The 17320-nt window shown below is 62.7% G+C and carries 12 protein-coding genes; 6 read left to right on the top strand and 6 right to left on the bottom strand.

Annotated features, from left to right (window positions below; all coding sequences use genetic code 11):
• Positions 1–217 precede the first annotated feature (217 nt).
• The 5 genes from VF436_RS00090 to VF436_RS00070 all read right to left on the bottom strand — a co-directional run bounded on the left by VF436_RS00090 (position 218) and on the right by VF436_RS00070 (position 4566).
• On the bottom strand, positions 218–1105 hold the full coding sequence (locus VF436_RS00090; RefSeq protein ID WP_330901917.1) for a cytochrome c oxidase subunit 3: 888 nt from the start codon (positions 1103–1105) through the stop codon (positions 218–220).
• Positions 1106–1221: 116 nt separating this feature from the next.
• Positions 1222–1350 (bottom strand): hypothetical protein, encoded by a 129-nt coding sequence (locus tag VF436_RS00085; protein ID WP_330901916.1) that lies wholly within the window; start codon positions 1348–1350, stop codon positions 1222–1224.
• Between the two features lie 55 nt (positions 1351–1405).
• Entirely contained in the window at positions 1406–3022 is a 1617-nt protein-coding gene (ctaD, locus tag VF436_RS00080; RefSeq protein ID WP_330901915.1) for a cytochrome c oxidase subunit I, read from the bottom strand.
• Positions 3023–3089: 67 nt separating this feature from the next.
• Positions 3090–4058 carry a cytochrome c oxidase subunit II gene (gene coxB / locus VF436_RS00075; RefSeq protein WP_414649787.1) on the bottom strand — a complete coding sequence of 323 codons (969 nt, stop codon included), beginning with the start codon at positions 4056–4058 and terminating at the stop codon, positions 3090–3092.
• A 22-nt stretch (positions 4059–4080) separates the two neighbouring features.
• Positions 4081–4566 (bottom strand): DUF2244 domain-containing protein, encoded by a 486-nt coding sequence (locus VF436_RS00070; protein ID WP_330901913.1) that lies wholly within the window; start codon positions 4564–4566, stop codon positions 4081–4083.
• A 371-nt stretch (positions 4567–4937) separates the two neighbouring features.
• Between VF436_RS00070 and putA the strand changes: the two genes are divergently transcribed.
• On the top strand, positions 4938–8141 hold the full coding sequence (gene putA / locus VF436_RS00065) for a bifunctional proline dehydrogenase/L-glutamate gamma-semialdehyde dehydrogenase PutA (RefSeq protein ID WP_330901912.1): 3204 nt from the start codon (positions 4938–4940) through the stop codon (positions 8139–8141).
• 172 nt (positions 8142–8313) lie between these two features.
• Here putA and VF436_RS00060 read toward each other — a convergent pair whose 3' ends face one another.
• Entirely contained in the window at positions 8314–9129 is an 816-nt protein-coding gene (locus VF436_RS00060) for a phosphatase PAP2 family protein (protein ID WP_330901911.1), read from the bottom strand.
• A gap of 125 nt (positions 9130–9254) precedes the next feature.
• On the opposite strand from VF436_RS00060, the gene VF436_RS00055 reads away from it, so the two are divergent.
• From VF436_RS00055 to VF436_RS00035, 5 genes are all read left to right on the top strand, one after another.
• Entirely contained in the window at positions 9255–10328 is a 1074-nt protein-coding gene (locus VF436_RS00055; RefSeq protein WP_330901910.1) for an AraC family transcriptional regulator, read from the top strand.
• Between the two features lie 336 nt (positions 10329–10664).
• Positions 10665–11900 carry a parallel beta-helix domain-containing protein gene (locus VF436_RS00050; RefSeq protein ID WP_330901909.1) on the top strand — a complete coding sequence of 412 codons (1236 nt, stop codon included), beginning with the start codon at positions 10665–10667 and terminating at the stop codon, positions 11898–11900.
• A gap of 17 nt (positions 11901–11917) precedes the next feature.
• Entirely contained in the window at positions 11918–13063 is a 1146-nt protein-coding gene (locus VF436_RS00045; protein WP_330901908.1) for an SO2930 family diheme c-type cytochrome, read from the top strand.
• Positions 13064–13118: 55 nt separating this feature from the next.
• Positions 13119–15578 (top strand): TonB-dependent receptor, encoded by a 2460-nt coding sequence (locus VF436_RS00040; protein ID WP_330901907.1) that lies wholly within the window; start codon positions 13119–13121, stop codon positions 15576–15578.
• Between the two features lie 13 nt (positions 15579–15591).
• Positions 15592–17004, top strand: a complete 1413-nt coding sequence (locus tag VF436_RS00035; RefSeq protein ID WP_330901906.1) for a coniferyl aldehyde dehydrogenase — start codon at positions 15592–15594, stop codon at positions 17002–17004.
• Positions 17005–17320: the final 316 nt, after the last annotated feature.

The following is a 17320-nucleotide window of genomic DNA, read 5'->3' as shown; positions in this document are numbered from 1 at the left end:
CGCTCCCTGTGAGGGGGAAAGCCGGGCTCTGCGAGCCCTGTAAGAGATAGATCCAAAGCGAGGACGCGCTCTCCCCTTTTACAGGAAGCGTCAGCGACCGGCTTTACAGGCGGCTTCGCCGCCGGCCTCACAGCTCGCACAGCGAGCGGCCTCACCCTCCATGAAAAAACCCGCCGAAAAGGCGGGTTTTTTCATGGAGCGGAGCGCACCGCGCCCCTCAAAGAATATAAACAAACATGAACAACCCGAGCCAGACCACGTCCACGAAATGCCAGTACCAGGCGACGGCTTCGAAACCGAACTGGTGTTCCTTGCTGAAGTGGCCCTTCAGCACACGGAACCAGATCACCGCCAGCATGATCGTGCCCAGCGTGACATGCAGGCCATGGAAGCCGGTAAGCATGAAGAAGGTCGAACCATAGACGCCGCTGTGCAGGGTCAGGTTGAGCTCCTTATAGGCCTCCATGTACTCGTGGGCCTGGAAGTTCAGGAACGTGGCACCCAGCAGCACGGTCAGGCCCAGGAAGACCAGGATCTTGCCGCGATGACCCGCATTGAGCGCGTGGTGCGCAATGGTGATCGTGACGCTGGAGGTCAGCAGGATCAGCGTATTGAGCAGCGGCAATCCCCACGGGCCGATGGTGGAGAAGCGACCGCCGATGGCTTCCGGGCCACCGCCGCCACCCGCGCCCCAGGAACCGTTGTAGTCGTTCCAGATGAACTGGTGGGTCAGCAGGCCATGGCCCTCGCCAGCCAGCCACGGCACCGACAACGTGCGGGCATAGAACAGCGCACCGAAGAAAGCACCGAAGAACATGACCTCGGAGAAGATGAACCACATCATGCCCATGCGGAACGAGCGATCCACCTGGGCGTTGTAGCTGCCGGCCAGCGATTCCCGGATCACCGAGTGGAACCAGCCGAAGAACATCAACAGCACGCCGAGGATGCCGATCGTCAGCATCGTCTTGCCGAAACCCGCCTCGCCCGGAGGCGCATTCAGCCAGTGCGCGGCGCCGAACACCGTCACGAACATCACGACCGCGGCCACGATCGGCCAGTAACTCTTGGTCGGAACGAAATAAGCGCCTTGCTGGTGACCCATGGTGTAACCCCGTGGATTTCTCTCGTTTACGTATCCGCCCCGCATCTGCACGGGGAACTGCAACCCGGCCGGGCCTTCAAGGAACCCGAGCCGGTGGGATAAAGCCTTCTGCGGTACTACTTGACCTTCAACATCTGCAGGATCGACAACGCGAAGATCGCACCAGCCACGATGGCGAGGATCAGCGCCGTGCGCCTGGCTGCCTTGCGTCGTGCCACTTCCATCGGATCGTTCGCCTTGCCCAAGTATCCGCTACCTATTCATGCGCAGCGACCGGTCAGGGCCACCGCGCCATCGCTATCAATCGTCGACGTGACCGTGTGCCAGTTCCGAATCGTGCACCACCGGCGGCACGTCGAAGGTGTGGTAGGGCGCCGGCGAAGGCACCGTCCACTCCAGGCCACGGGCACCTTCCCAGGCACGGTCGGCGGCCTTCTTCTTGGAGAACCACACCGCATGCACCAGCACGCCCAGGAAGATCAGCTGCGAGGCGCCGAACAGGAAGCCGCCAATCGAACTGACCATGTTGAAGCCGGCAAAGGCCACGTTGTAATCGGGAATACGGCGCGGCATGCCAGCCAGGCCCAGGAAGTGCTGCGGGAAGAACAGCACGTTGACCCAGATCACCGAGTTCCAGAAATGGATCTTGCCCCAGGTCTCGGAGTACATGTGACCGGTCCATTTGGGCAGCCAGTAGTACACCGACGCGATGATGGCGAACACGGCGCCGGTCACCAGCACGTAGTGGAAGTGCGCCACCACGAAATAGGTATCGTGATACTGGAAATCGGCTGGTGCCAGCGCCAGCATCAAGCCGGAGAAGCCGCCGATGGTGAACAGGATCACGAACGCCACGGCAAACAGCATCGGCGTCTCGAAGGTCATCGAGCCGCCCCACATGGTGCTGACCCAGTTGAATACCTTCACGCCCGTGGGCACCGCGATCAGCATCGTGGCGTACATGAAGAAGATTTCCCCGCCCAGCGGCAGGCCCACCGCGAACATGTGGTGTGCCCACACGATGAACGACAGGAAGGCGATCGAGGCAATCGCGAACACCATCGCCTTGTAGCCGAAGATCGGCTTGCGGGCGAAGGTGGGAATGATCTCCGAGACCAGCCCGAAGGCCGGCAGGATCATGATGTACACCTCGGGGTGACCGAAGAACCAGAAGATGTGCTGGAACAGCACCGGGTCACCGCCACCGGCGGCATTGAAGAAGTTGGTGCCGAAGTACTTATCGGTCAGCAGCATCGTCACCGCGCCAGCGAGCACCGGCATCACGGCGATCAGCAGGAACGCGGTGATCAGCCAGCTCCACACGAACACCGGCATTTTCAGCAGATCCATGCCAGGCGCGCGCATGTTCAGGATGGTGGCGATGATGTTGATCGCGCCCATGATCGAGCTGATACCCATCAAGTGCACCGCGAACACCACAAAGGCGATGGACTGGCCCTGCAACGACAACGGCGGGTACATCGTCCAGCCACCGGCGGGGCCGCCGCCCGGCATGAACAGCGTGGACAGCAGCAGCGCGAAGGCGAACGGCAGGATCCAGAACGACAGGTTGTTCATGCGTGGCAACGCCATGTCCGGCGCACCGACCATCAGCGGGATCATCCAGTTGCCAAGGCCTACGAAGGCCGGCATCACCGCGCCGAAGATCATGACCAGCGCATGCATCGTGGTCATTTCGTTGAAGAAGTAAGGCTGCACCAGTTGCATGCCCGGCTTGAACAGCTCCGCGCGGATCACCATCGCGAAACTGCCGCCGATGAAGAACATCAACAGCGAGAACACCAGGTACAGCGTACCGATGTCCTTGTGGTTGGTGGACATGCACCAGCGCACGAAGAAGTTCTTCGGTGCGCCGTGATGATCGTCGTGGTGGTCGTGGGTGGCTTCGTGGGCCATGGCCTTGCACCTCTACCTATACGAATCGGTTTGCTGAATTTAAGGAAGCGAGCGCGGACAGGCGCGCTCAGCCCTGCGAATGGACGGTAGCGTCGTCAGAGACCTGTGCGGTTTTGGGCGCGGCGGCGGTCGAGGCCGGAGCCGGAGCCGACGCAGGCGCGGCAGCGGGCTTCTTGGCCGCGGCCTGCTGCTGGGCAAGCCATTGGTCGAACTCGGCCTTGGGCAGTGCCTGCACCACGATCGGCATGAAGCCGTGATCCTGGCCGCAGAGCTCGGCGCACTGGCCGCGATACACGCCTGGCTCCTTGATGTTGGTCCAGGCTGCATTGACGATGCCCGGGATCGCGTCCATCTTCCAGCCCAACGCGGGCACCCACCAGGAGTGGATCACGTCACCGGCGGTGATCACGAAGCGCACCTTGACGCCCACCGGGACCACCAGCGGCTTGTCCACGTTGAGCAGGTAGGTGTTCTCGTTGCCTACCTTCACGGCGTTGGGGTCGAGCCCCGAACGCAACTGGCGCGTCTCGTCGCTTTCGCGGTCGAGCTTGGACATGAAGCCGACGCCGTCGACCGGCTTGCCCATATAGTCGACATAGTCATAGCGCCACTTCCACTGGAAGCCGGTGACCTTGACGGTCATCTGCGAGCCGGTGGTGTCGGCGAAGGTACGCAAGCCATGCGTGGCCAGATAGGCCAGCACGATCAGGATAACCACCGGAACGGTGGTCCAAACCACTTCAAGAGTGGTGTTGTGCGACCACTTCTCGGCCACCGCACCACGCGATTTGCGGAAGCGGAACATGGCGATGAACATCGCGCCGAAGACGAGGATGCCGATAACGACGCATACCCCCAGCGCGACGTTATTGAGGAAGTAAGCCTCGGGAGACCACTCGGAAACACCGCGGGTCATGTTGAGCTGACCGGGTTCCGGATTGGCCTGGGCGATGCCGCCGAACAGGGACAGGGCCATTACCGACCATGCCGTTACCGTCCGCTTGAAAACCCCAGGCCTGATGCCGCCAGATGTCATGCTGTTACGCCCTTTGTTGAACCTACCTGCGCGACCGGCCAGTGACGTCCGCCAGCAGCACCATGAGTTTCTTCGACAGCTCGACGCGTTCCTCATCAGCCAGGAATGCCCCGATTTCCAGCATGCGCCCATGCGACGTCAGCAGCAGACGGTGCCCTCCCCGGCTTGCCTTCAGCTGCACGCGCACCCAATAAGGCTGGAAACGCACACCGCGCCGGCCTGGCAGCATACGCACCTCCAACGACTGTTCGTCGAGGGTGATGCGTTCGCTGCGGTCCCCGGCTCGCCAGGCTACGCCCAGCGCGAATGCCACCGCAGATGACTCGACCAGGGCGAACAGCGGAGCAAACACATTGCCCTGCCACGCACCCAAACCGGCCGTCGTCAGTGCCAGCGCCGCCAGCACCCCGATCAAGCGACGCAGATCACGTCGGCTGAGTGCACGATTAGGCTTGAGCCACATCGTTACGCACGGCAGGCCGGCGGCAGCTGGTCGAAGCACGATCATGGGGGTCCGGCGTGCCTGGAACTTTCCCGATGATAGGCCGCAGCGGGGGGTAGGGGCAAGAATGTCGCAGGGGGTTGATCGATTGGCTGCGTCGGATGTGATGCCGTCGAAACTACCTGGCGCGCGGAAAGTGATCGGTTTTGTCAGTGAGGTCGCCCGCTTGCGCGGGCTGTGAGGTCGCTCGCTGACGCTTGCTGTAAAGGCTATAAAGCGAGTGCGTGAAAGCTTGCGGGCGTGATGGCTCATCCCCTTGACTCTTTAGAGGCCGCGCAGCAGCCGACTTCACAGCGAACCCCAGCAAGCGGCCCCATACGGATGCGTCCACCCCGCCCCAGCCTTACAATCGCCCTTTTCCCCCACCCCGCCGCATCGTGACCCAGCCCATCCTCACCCCCGAACTTCCGCCGGCGCCCGGCGCGGCCCGTGCCCGCATTACTGCGGCATGGCTGCGCGACGAGACCGAGGCGGTCAATGACCTGCTTGCCCAGGCCTCCCTGCCGCCGGCCGAACGCGAGAAAGTGATCGACCTGGCCGCCGACCTGGTCACGCGCGTGCGTGCGCGAGCCAAGGACCAGAGCGCCGTCGAGTCCTTCATGCGTCAGTACGATCTGTCCAGCGAGGAAGGCGTGCTGTTGATGTGCGTGGCCGAAGCCCTGCTGCGCATCCCCGACAAGGCCACCGCCGACAAACTGATCCGTGACAAGTTGGGGGACGCGAACTGGAAAAAGCATCTCGGACAGAGCGAATCCCTGTTCGTCAACGCCTCCACCTGGGGTCTGATGCTGACCGGCAAGCTGGTCAACCTGGCCGAAGAAACCCGTCACGACTTCACCAGCGCCCTGCGCCGGCTGGTTGGCCGCGCAGGCGAGCCGGCGATTCGCCTGGCCGTGCGTCAGGCCATGCGCATCATGGGCCACCAGTTCGTAATGGGCCGCAATATCAACGAAGCGCTGGATCGCTGCGCCAAGAAGGAATACGCCGTCTATCGCTATTCCTACGACATGCTCGGCGAATCGGCGCTCACCAGCGAGACGGCCGAGCGTTATCAGCAGGATTACCGCAATGCCATCGCCGCCATCGGTGCGCGCGGGCCGTTCGCCAACCATACGGATGCCCCCTCGATCTCGGTGAAGCTGTCCGCGCTGCATCCGCGCTACGAAGTAGCCAACCGCGAGCGCGCCCGCCGCGACTTGGCCGCCAAGTTGCTGGAACTCTCGCAATTGGCCATGAAACAGGGCATCGCACTGTCCGTGGATGCGGAAGAAGCCGATCGCCTGGAGCTGTCGCTGGACATCATCGGCGATGTATTCGCACACCCGTCCCTGGAAGGCTGGAACGGCCTGGGCATCGTGGTACAGGCCTACGGCAAGCGCACCCCGTTCGTGATCGACTGGCTGGTGGAGACTGCCCGCCAGGCCGGCCGCCGCTGGTACGTGCGCCTGGTCAAGGGCGCCTATTGGGATGCCGAGATCAAGCGCGCACAGGAAAACGGCCTGTCTGGCTATCCGGTCTATACCCGCAAGCCCAATACCGACGTGTCCTACCTGGCCTGCGCCCATCGCCTTTTCAATGCGGGCAACGAGCTGATCTATCCGCAGTTCGCCACCCACAACGCTCACACGATCGCCGCGATCCACCACATCGCCCAGGGCCGTCCCTACGAGTACCAGCGCCTGCATGGCATGGGCACCGACCTGTATGCCGAAGTGATCGGGCCGCAGAACCTCAATGTGCCCTGTCGCGTCTATGCGCCGGTGGGCAGCCATGAGGATCTGTTGCCCTATCTGGTCCGTCGCCTGCTCGAGAACGGCGCCAACACCAGCTTCGTCAATCGCGTGGTCGATGAAAGCGTGCCGGTACGCGAACTCGTTGCCGACCCTTGCGAAACAGTGCGCCGCTTCGCTTCCATACCCCATCCGCGCATTCCGATGCCGGTCAATCTCTACGGTGACCATTCCGCGCTTGCGCAGAATGCAAATTTTGTATCCAGGAAAAATTCCATGGGCATGAACTTCGCCAACGACAACGAACTGAAGGCCCTGGCCGACGCCGTCAACGCCGCACTCCCGCCGGGCACCGCCGGTCGGTGGAACGCCACCGCGCTGGTTCCCGGCGCCCAACCGGCTGGGCCCACCATCGAAGTGACCAACCCGGCCGATCGCCGCCAGCGCGTGGGCAGCTACGTCAGCGCCGACGCCGCCTCGGTCGACAAGGCCCTGGCCAATGCCGTTGCCGCTCAAGGCACCTGGGATCGCATGCCGGCAGCCAGCCGCGCCGCCATCCTCGAACATGCCGCCGACCAGCTCGAGGCACGTCGTGGCGAGTTCATCGCGCTATGCGTGCGCGAGGCCGGCAAGAGCCTGCCTGATGCCATCGCCGAAGTGCGCGAGGCCGCCGACTTCCTGCGTTACTACGCCACCATGGCACGCCGCCTGTTCGGTCACCCCGAACAGCTCCCCGGGCCAACGGGCGAAAGCAACCAGTTGTTTCTCCACGGCCGCGGCGTGTTCGTCTGCATCAGCCCTTGGAATTTCCCGCTGGCGATCTTCCTGGGCCAGGTCTCGGCTGCCTTGGCGGCGGGCAATGCCGTGATCGCCAAGCCAGCCGAGCAGACCACGTTGATCGGCTTCCTGGCAGTCAAGCTGCTGCATGAAGCGGGCGTACCCCCCGAGGTGCTGCAATACCTGCCGGGCGACGGCGCCACGGTGGGTGCCGCGCTGACCCGGGACCCGCGCGTGGCCGGTGTCGCCTTTACCGGCTCGACCGAAACAGCCTGGGCGATCAACCGTGCGCTGGCTGCACGCAACGCACCGATCGCCGCCCTGATCGCCGAGACCGGCGGCCAGAACGCGATGATCGCCGACTCGTCGGCACTGCCCGAGCAGATCGTCAAGGATGTGATCTCTTCGGCCTTCCAATCCGCGGGCCAGCGCTGCTCGGCCGCGCGCGTGCTGTTCGTGCAGGAAGACATCGCCGACAAGGTCTGCGCCATGCTTGCCGGCGCCATGGCCGAGCTGAAGATCGGCGATCCGGGTCAGTTGTCCACTGACGTGGGCCCGGTCATCGACGAGGATGCGAAGAAGATCCTGGTCGAGCATGCTGCACGCATGGACAAGGAAGCGAAGAAGATCGGCGAAGTTTCGCTGGACGCCGCCGCGACCGAGAATGGCACGTTCTTCGCGCCTCGCGCCTATGAAATCCCTTCGCTGGCCACGCTCACCCGCGAAGTGTTCGGCCCGGTGCTGCACGTGATCCGCTGGAAGGGCGACGAGTTGGACAAAGTGGTCGACCAGATCAACGCCACCGGCTTCGGCCTGACCCTGGGCATCCACAGCCGCATCGACGATACCGTGGAATTCATCCAGACCCGCGCCCGCGTCGGCAACTGCTACGTCAACCGCAACCAGATCGGCGCCGTGGTCGGTGTGCAACCGTTCGGTGGCGAAGGCCTGTCAGGCACCGGACCCAAGGCCGGCGGCCCGCATTACCTGCTGCGCTTTGCAGGCGAACGCACGCTGACAATCAACACCACCGCCGCGGGCGGCAACGCTTCGTTGCTGACGATCGGCGAGTAAGGTCGGGCGATTTGCTCGGCGGGGGATAGGACATGGGAGGCAGGTAGTGGGGCGCAAAAGCCCACTACCTGAGGCAAGAGCCGCACATTGCAACAGCGGCTTTTGCAATCTTTCAGCACAAGGCAAGCGATCGAACTGGCGCCCCTACCAGCCGCCTCCCGTCCCAAGGAAGTCAATAAGGCGCGGCCAACTCCAACACCCGCTCCGCTTCGCACTTGCCGCCATCCGGCTTCGGACCGCTCACCCGGTACGCATCCAGCTCCTTGCGTGCGGCGGCCAAATCGGCCTGGTAGGCCGGTGATCCCTGCAAACGCTGAAACACCACTGCGCCATTGATCGCACCGGCCTGGACGGCGCTGAGGTTGTGCGCCCCACAGATGATGCGGCTGTCCCCGAAGGCGCGGGCGCGCAGGTCGATCTCACTGGTGCGGTCAGGCGCCAGTTCCGCCAGGATCAGACCCGCTGTCCAACCCCAGGTGGTATGGCCGGAAGGGTAGTCGTAACTCTTGGCAAGCTGCTCCTTGGGCTGGCAAATGTTGCCTTCGTCGATCAGGAACGGACGCAAACGCTTGTTTGCCCGCTTGGGCGCTCGCGTGCTCTCGTCGGCATCGCGGTCGGCGCGTTCGAGCAACGCGGTCAGGCGCGGCAATGACTGCGCCTGCAAGTCGGCTCCCATCGCGCAACTGAAGTGGCGCAGCATCGCAGGCACGTTGAGTTGCACGTCATCTGTGGCCATGGCCCAGCGTGGCGTACCTTCGAGCTTGCGTGTAGCCAGGAACACCTGCCGGTCCGCCTCGTAACGCGCCGAGCCTTGTACCGGCGCGGCTGGCAAGATACGGGTGGTATCGGGCAACTGGGCCGCCGAGAGATAACCCATCGGCCGGCCCTTCGCGTCGACCGGCGTGGAAACAGGCGTTGTCGCGCAGCCAGCTAGTGCGACCAACAGGGCCACAGCCATCGCACGTCGCATCGGGGATTGGGCAATCATCGGGGAAACCTTCACGCAGTGGCCAGGGGCAAGCATAGCGTCATGGTGCGCCGTGCCAACCGCCAGAGGTCAGTGCGTGATAGAACGTGTGACTTGGCCAGTGGGGACTGGCCGGGGACAACACCATGACTCAAGCCATCCGCCATGTCATGCCGGCGACGCTGTCCGTCGACGAGAGCGATCCGCGTTACCTGATAGCGGATATTTCACCGAATGTTCCCGTCTACCTGGTCGAACGCGCGCGTCGCCTGGGCATCGACTGCAACCCCTGGTTCGCCGGCCTGGGCTTCCGACGCAACCAGCTCGACGATCCCTCGCTGCGCATTTCCTATCGCCAGGCGCGCACGCTGGTGCGGCGTGCCATCGCAAGTTTCAATGAGCCAGGCCTGGGGCTCATTCTCGGTAGCGAGGAGACCGTCGGCAGCTTCGGGCTGCTTGGCCTGGCGATGATGACCTCGCGCCACTTTGGCGATGCCATGCGTGTGGGCATCGCCCATCACCGGCTATGCGGCAGCTTGCTCGATGTCGATTTCGCCGTCGTCGATACCAGCACCGTCGCCGTGTGTGCGTGGCCACGTTTTGGTGAAACCGAACTGCTGCCCTTTCTCAGCGAAGAGCTGTTTTCCAGTTCGCTCAGTTTTGCACGCGAACTGGTCGGTCCGCAGTTGTTGCCCAAAGGCCTGGAGTTGAGCTACGCCGCGCCACCTTATGCGCACGACTATGCCCGTGTGTTCCAGTGCGACGTACGCTTTGGTTGCGCGCACAATCGTATCCTGGTCGATACCCGCTGGCTGGATTTTCCCCTGCCCGGCTACAACCCACTGACCTCACGTCAGTCGTTGGCGCTGTGCACTCAACAATCGCGCGGACACAAGGCGAACGACGAAATCGTCACCTCGGTCGAACGCCTGCTGCGCAGCCGCCTGGATGAACACCCACGCCTGACCGAAGTGGCACAGTCCCTGCACCTGAGCGAACGCTCCCTGCGTCGCCGTTTGGCCGAAAGCGGCCGCATCTTCCGCGAGATCCACGATCGCGTGCGTGCCGAACGTGCCCTGGAACTCCTGCAAGGCGGCAGCCTGAGCGTGGCCGAAATCGGCGCGCAGATCGGCTTCAGTGACCCACGCGAATTTCGTCGCGCCTTCAAACGCTGGACGGGGATGTCGCCGAGAGAGGCCGGCCGCTTACGCGACCCGTGAGGCCGCTCGCCAGGGCTCGCTGTGAGGCCGGCCGCTACACGGCCCGTAAGGAGGAAGAGCACGAAGCGGATGTCGTCATCGGCCTTGCTTCTGGCGTTTGCTCGTCACGCTTTACTTTTTACAGCGAGCCTTGGCGAGCGGCCTCACAGGCCGCATAGCGGCCGGCCTCACAGCGAGCTCAAGCGAGCGGCCTCACCCAAACAAACTGGCCTCTTTGCCCCCCATGGCGTGGCCGTTTTGCCCTCCCCCGCCTGCATGCATTGCGCAACAGTGATCGCCTCGGCCGCAGCCCGGTAAGCGGCTTTCCGCATCAACGATGCACGGGGAGGTTCATCGATGCGCAAGTGGATTCTGACTGCGGCAATGGCCGCGGCGCTGGCAGCATGCGGCCAGCAGGAGGCCGCCGATACCGCCTCCGGCGGGGATGAGTTTCAGGCCCGGCTGCAACAGCAGTTGCTTGATGCCAGGCCAGGCAGCGTGATCGACATCCCCGCGGGGCACTATCACCTCAAGCGGGGACTGAGCCTGCGCACCGATGGCGTGACCCTTCGCGGGGCCGGCGCGGACAAGACCGTGCTTTCGTTCAAGGGACAGGTGGTCGGCCCGGAAGGCCTGCTGGTCAACGCCAGCGACTTCACCATCGAAAACCTGTCCCTGGAAGATACCAAGGGTGACGCCCTGAAGATCAACCAGGGCAGGAACATCACCATTCGCGGCGTACGCGTGGCCTGGACCGATGGCCCCAGGACCACCAATGGCGCCTACGGCCTGTATCCGGTCAAGACGCAGAACGTGTTGATCGAGCATTCCACCGTGATCGGCGCATCCGATGCCGGCATCTACGTAGGGCAGTCGAACAACATCGTGGTGCGCAACAATCACGCCGAACAGAACGTCGCCGGCATCGAGATCGAGAACTCGGTCAATGCTGACGTGTATGACAACACGGCCACGAAGAACACCGGCGGCATCCTGGTATTCAACATGCCCAACCTGTCGCAGGCAGGGCACGGCACACGTGTATTCAAGAACAAGGTATTGGACAACAACACCGATAATTTTGCCGCCAGGGGCGCCGCCGTGGCCAGCGTGCCGCGTGGTTCGGGCGTGGTGATCAACTCCAACGACAAGGTGGAGATCTTCGACAACGACATCGGCGATCACAAGACCGCCAACGTGATTATCTCCAGCTACTTCTCCACCAACTACTACAACACGCGTGGCGTAGCTGCCGATTACAACCCGTATCCCAAGGGGATCTACGTCTACGACAACCGCTTCGGCCAGGGCGGCGATGCCCCCGATGGCATGAAGCTGAAAATGCTCAAGACCGCGGTCTATGGCATGGGTGGTCAATTTCCAGATGTGCTATGGGACGGCTACGTCGACAGTACGCATCTGGTCAACGGTTTGCCACCCGATGGCGATCGCATCTGCATCCAGGGAGCCAACGGTGTGCTCAATGCCGATGGCCCGCATGACTACAAGAACCCCAGCACCGATACCAAGGCCTACCAGTGCACGCTACCGAAGCTGCCCGCGGTGGCGCTGAATCCGCAGCCGAAAGCATAGAAGGCGTTGCGATGCGCATGATGCGATTCAAGGCGGAAAACCTTCTTGCCGTACTTTGCATGATGTTGGCCCTGTCAGCATGCCATCGCGGCCTGGACCCGGTGGTCTTTCATGCCGATGGGCGCCCCGCCCATCTCAGCGACTGGCATGTGCTGGAAGTGCGCGATGGCAAGCTGATGTTGAACCAGGGCGTCGTGCCCTATGACCTCAACACGCCATTGTTTACCGATTACGCGCATAAGCTGCGCACGATCTGGATGCCCAAGGGCGTTGCTGCCCGATACGACGCGAGCGATACATTCGACTTTCCCGTCGGCACGATCATCAGCAAGACGTTCTTCTACCCCAGGGGTAGCAAGCCTGGCGACGTGACACGCACCTACGACAGCTCGCACGACTTCGCCGGCCAGGGCCTCGATCTTGCGCACGTGCGCCTGGTCGAAACGCGCGTCCTCGTACGCCGCAGCGAGGGCTGGGTCGCCATTCCCTATGTCTGGAACGACACCCAGACCGATGCCAGCCTGGCACGCACCGGCGCGGTGATTCCACTCACGCTCGTGGCCAGCGACCAGACGCACGAAGATTTCAATTATGTCGTGCCAGACGAAAGCCAGTGCGCCAGTTGCCACGCGCAGGATTGGGTGACGCGGCGCATCCATCCGATCGGTCCGAAGGCGCGCCATCTCAATCGCGACTATCGTTACGCCGAGGGCGACGAGAACCAACTCCAGTACCTGATGCGCGTAGGCTACCTGACCGGTGCTCCCGCACCCGCCGTGGCGCCGCGCAATGCCAACTGGATGGATACACGTGCTCCGCTGGATGCACGCGCACGCGCTTACCTGGACATCAACTGTGGGCATTGCCATAACCCTGAGGGGGCAGCCAACACCACGGCGCTCACCCTGGACATCAGCGCGCCCGAAGACCGCCATCTGGGCCTGTGCAAGCCGCCGGTCGCCGCCGGTCGTGGCACTGGCGACCATTTGTTCGACATCGTGCCCGGCAAGCCTGAGGACTCCATCGTGCCCTATCGCATGGCTTCGAAAGACCCGGGCGAAATGATGCCCGAACTGGGACGCAGCACCGTGCACCAGGAAGGCGTCGCCCTCATCAAGGCATGGATCGCCACGCAATCCGGTGCATGCGTGGCCATGCATTGAAAAGAACACTTGAAACCGCATAGACGCGGTTCACCATCGCGGGGAGAGAACGGTGATGAGTATTCGTCCGTCGTTGTTGTCAGCCAGCCTGGGCAAGGTACTCAGCGGCGCCGTCATGCTGTGCGCATTCGATGCGGCTATGGCTGACGAAGCCGCACCACAGGATACGCCGTCCGCCAGCCAGCCCCAAGCTGCCGATCCAGTGAAAGCCAAGTTGTTAGGCAATATCACAGTCACCGCGCAGAGCCGCTCCCAGGAGATGCAGTCGGTACCGATTCCCTTGCAGATCGTCACCAGCCAGCAGATCGATACGCTCGCTGCCACCGACCTGAGCAAGATGCAATTGTTCGTGCCGGGTCTGGTAATCGATGCCGGTCAGCCGACCCAGGCGCGCTATCAATTGCGCGGCATATCCACCAGCGACTTCGGCGTCGGCACCGATCCATCCGTGGGCGTCTACGTCGACGGCGTCTATGCGGCACGCTCCGGTGGCGCCCTGCTGGCCTTTAACGACGTACAGCGCGTGGAAGTGCTCAAGGGGCCCCAAGGCACCTTGTTCGGGCGCAATGCCGCGGCAGGCGCCATCTCCATCGTCACCCATGAACCAAGCGACCACTTCGAAGCCAAGGCGCGCGTGCGCGTCGGCAACGAAGGCAAGCGCTATGGCGATGCGCTGATCAATCTTCCGATCAATCAGGACATGGCGTTTCGTTTCAGCGTGCTGGACAACCAGGGCGACGGATGGATCAGGGATGCGGCCACCGGCAAGCATTACGGCAAAGACGATGACTGGGGAGCCCGAGCAGCGTGGCGCTGGAATATCACACCCAATACGCGCGTGCTGCTGACCTGGGATCACGAGCACCTGGACCAGCCTCCTGAACCGGCGATCGGGCTGGTTCCACTGTCGAGCGATACGAATCAGCGCGCACCCTACCCACCGACCCCCTCCAGTTATCTCGACCCGTTGCATGCCCCGCTCTACAACGACGCGATCGGCGGCGCCGAGACGCGCCGCTTCAATGGCGTCACTTTGTCTATCGACCATGCCTTCACCTGGGGCAGCCTGACCTCGACTACCGCATGGCGTGGCTTCAACACCTTCAACCGTGGCGATTACGACGGTACAAACCACGTCGTCAGCTACCTGGATACCACCAATATCGAGCACAACAACAGTTGGTATCAGGAATTCAAGCTGGCGGGAAATACCGGCATCGCCGACTGGGTCGGCGGCATCAGCTATTACCAGGAGCAGGCGCGCCAGACCAGCCAGACCAATATCAACACCGACAGCATCGACACACTGGCCAACAATCTGATGGGTGTGGGCACGCCGCTGGCCGACATCAGCCAGGCACTTGCCTCATTCGGGCTGCCATATAGCTTGCTCGGCGATCCCTGGCACGAGGCAATCCGTAACACCGGCCACTTCAAGGCCTATGCCGCCTTCGGCGATGTGATCTGGCATATCGACGATCGCCTGGATGTCACCACCGGCATCCGCTACACACGCGACCAGAAGACCTTCTCCTGGTACAACATGCCACGCCAGGCGCCGGCCTACGACGCGACAGTGCAGGCATTGGCCCAGGCCGGCATCCTCGATCTGCTTCCGCCCGAAGCGCAGGGCGCACTGGCTGCCTTCAACAACAACCTCATCTTTACCGATGCCGTCGGCGTACCGGTGACGTTCCGCAACACATGGAGCAACTGGAGTCCGCGCGTGGTAGTCGATTACAAGTTCACCCCCGACGCCATGGGCTATGTCTCGGTCACCAAGGGCTACAAGGCCGGAGGCTACAACAGCGTACAGGTAGGATCACGCTTTGCGCCCGAGAAGGTCACCAATATCGAGGCTGGTATCAAGACGGTATTCCCGGAGCAAAACCTGTTGCTCAATGCATCGATCTATTACTACCGCTACGACAACAAGCAATCGCTCACCCTCGACCCCAATAGCGCCGGCTCGGGGGTGCCGCGCTATCTGGTCAGCAGCACCGATCAGGAAGCGAAGGGCCTGGACTTCGAAGCACAATGGCAACCGCTCGATGCGTTGCGCTTGAGCCTGACAACCGCCTATATCGATTCCACCTATCGCAAGGCCGTCGCCCTTTCTGGCGCCGACCTGGACGGCCAACCCACCGGCGAGCCGCTGTTCTCGTATACGGCGGGCATGTCATACACCTGGGGGCACGTCGCCAACGGCTCGCTGGTATTCGACCTCAACTACGCCCATCGTGGCCGCGAACGCTGCAATGCCGATTCACAGCTGCAGGGCGAATGCGTGGTCAGCCCGAATTTCCAGGTGGGCAGCGCCCAGCAGCGCACCGACGCCCGGCTGGACTGGCATGCTCCCGGCGACCACTGGGGCGTGGCACTCTATGCCAACAACCTGTTCAACAACCGCTACGTGACCGGCGTGAACAACATCAGCACTCCGGTGTTCGGTACGCCGTTCGCGAGCATTACACCACCGCGCACGTACGGTCTTGAGCTACGCGCGAAGTTCTAGGGATATCCATGCCATGAACGCACCGACCAGCGACCTGCACCAGACCCTGCTGCTGATGCGCAATGCACACATGCAGGATCCGACACCGGCCTGGTCGGTACGCTCCGGCTGGCTCGACCGACTCGAACGCATGCTGCTGGAACAACGCGATGCGTTTGCCGAGGCGATCTCTGCCGATTTCGGCACCCGGCCGCGCGAGGAAACCGATCTGCTGGAGATCTTTCCCAGCCTGTCGGGCCTGCGCCATGCCCGGCGACGCGGCCGACACTGGATGCGCCCTCGCAAGGGCATGGCCGACATGGCATTCCTGCCTGCCGGCACCACCATGCTGCCGCAACCACGCGGCGTGGTGGGCGTCATCGTGCCATGGAACTATCCGCTTTACCTGGCCGTGGGTCCGCTGATCGATGCATTGGTAGCGGGCAACCGCGTCATGGTGAAGATGAGCGAATTCACACCCGGATTCTCGTCCCTGTTCGCGCATAAGGTCGCCGAATATTTCAAGCCGGACGAGGTCTGCGTGGTCACCGGCGATGCCGATGTCGCGCAGGCTTTTTCCGCCTTGCCGTTCGATCATCTGCTATTTACCGGCTCCACGGCGGTAGGCCATCACGTCATGCGCGCCGCATCGGCGCACCTGACACCGGTCACGCTGGAACTGGGCGGCAAATCCCCTGCCATCATTGGTCCCGGCGCCCGTTTCGAACACGCCGTGGAGCGTATCCTTTACGGCAAACTGGTGAACGCAGGGCAGACCTGCATCGCACCTGACTATGTTCTGTTGCCCAGGCAACGTGTCGGTGACTTCGTGACTGCCGCACATCGTGTCACCGGACGACTTTATCCGCAGATCGCCCAGCGTGGGCAATTTGCCAGCATCGTCGCCGACCGCCACTTCCAGCGGCTGACAACACTGCGCGACGATGCGGTCATTGCCGGCGCGCGCGCCGAGCGACTGGGCGATAGCGACCAGGACCCCAACCGGCGATTCCTGCCGCCGACATTGCTGCTGCACGTGAATGACAACATGGCGGTCATGCGCGAGGAAATTTTCGGGCCGCTGTTGCCACTGGTGCCTTACGACAGCATCGATCAAGCGATCGACTACGTTGCCGGTCGGCCCCATCCCCTGGCGCTTTATCTGTTCGATGACGATCGCAAGACGATCGACCGCGTGCTGGCACGGACGCAGGCCGGTGGCGTGACGGTAAACGACACGCTGTATCACATCGCCCAGCATGGGTTGCCATTTGGCGGCGTGGGCAAATCCGGCATGGGTGGGTATCACGGAGAGGCGGGTTTTCGCACGTTCTCGCATATGAAGCCGGTATTCCGGCAAGCGCGATTCAATGGCGTGAGATTATTGAATCCGCCCTATGGGCAGCGCTTCCGGAACATGGTGCGGCTGCTTTTCAAACTAGGTTGAGCGTATCGTCAACGCCTCGGGCGCATGAGCGCATGCCTTGCCGAAAGGTAACAAGTCTTGCCGCACACCTCACATCCCACGTAGGGGCGAATTCATTGGCGATGCAAGACGCGACGAGGTCGCGGCTTGGAGGTTTTAGAGCCCCGATCTGCGACTGATGTCGCTCCTGCCAGGACGAGGGATCGGGGTTGGCACGTCACACCACCCATGCGCCCGTGCCACCGATACAAAAAAACCTCCCCGCTCGCGCGGGGAGGTTTTTCGTTCGTGCAGCGGCTTCAGATCAGAAGTGATACTGGGCCGAAATGCCGAAGGT

The organism is Dyella sp. (genome assembly GCF_036384435.1).
Taxonomy (GTDB): domain Bacteria; phylum Pseudomonadota; class Gammaproteobacteria; order Xanthomonadales; family Rhodanobacteraceae; genus GSA-30.
Note: the sequence above shows the minus strand (reverse complement) of the source record. Positions and strands in the feature narration are given on the sequence as shown.

Bases quoted from the DNA above. Each gene is read 5' to 3' on its own strand.
- VF436_RS00090 (WP_330901917.1), bottom strand. From the start codon at position 1,105: ATGGGTCACCAGCAAGGCGCTTATTTCGTTCCGACCAAGAGTTACTGG.
- ctaD (WP_330901915.1), bottom strand. From the start codon at position 3,022: ATGGCCCACGAAGCCACCCACGACCACCACGACGATCATCACGGCGCA.
- coxB (WP_414649787.1), bottom strand. From the start codon at position 4,058: ATGACATCTGGCGGCATCAGGCCTGGGGTTTTCAAGCGGACGGTAACG.
- VF436_RS00070 (WP_330901913.1), bottom strand. From the start codon at position 4,566: ATGATCGTGCTTCGACCAGCTGCCGCCGGCCTGCCGTGCGTAACGATG.
- VF436_RS00060 (WP_330901911.1), bottom strand. From the start codon at position 9,129: ATGATTGCCCAATCCCCGATGCGACGTGCGATGGCTGTGGCCCTGTTG.
- VF436_RS00055 (WP_330901910.1), top strand. From the start codon at position 9,255: ATGACTCAAGCCATCCGCCATGTCATGCCGGCGACGCTGTCCGTCGAC.
- VF436_RS00050 (WP_330901909.1), top strand. From the start codon at position 10,665: ATGCGCAAGTGGATTCTGACTGCGGCAATGGCCGCGGCGCTGGCAGCA.
- VF436_RS00045 (WP_330901908.1), top strand. From the start codon at position 11,918: ATGATGCGATTCAAGGCGGAAAACCTTCTTGCCGTACTTTGCATGATG.
- VF436_RS00040 (WP_330901907.1), top strand. From the start codon at position 13,119: ATGAGTATTCGTCCGTCGTTGTTGTCAGCCAGCCTGGGCAAGGTACTC.
- VF436_RS00035 (WP_330901906.1), top strand. From the start codon at position 15,592: ATGAACGCACCGACCAGCGACCTGCACCAGACCCTGCTGCTGATGCGC.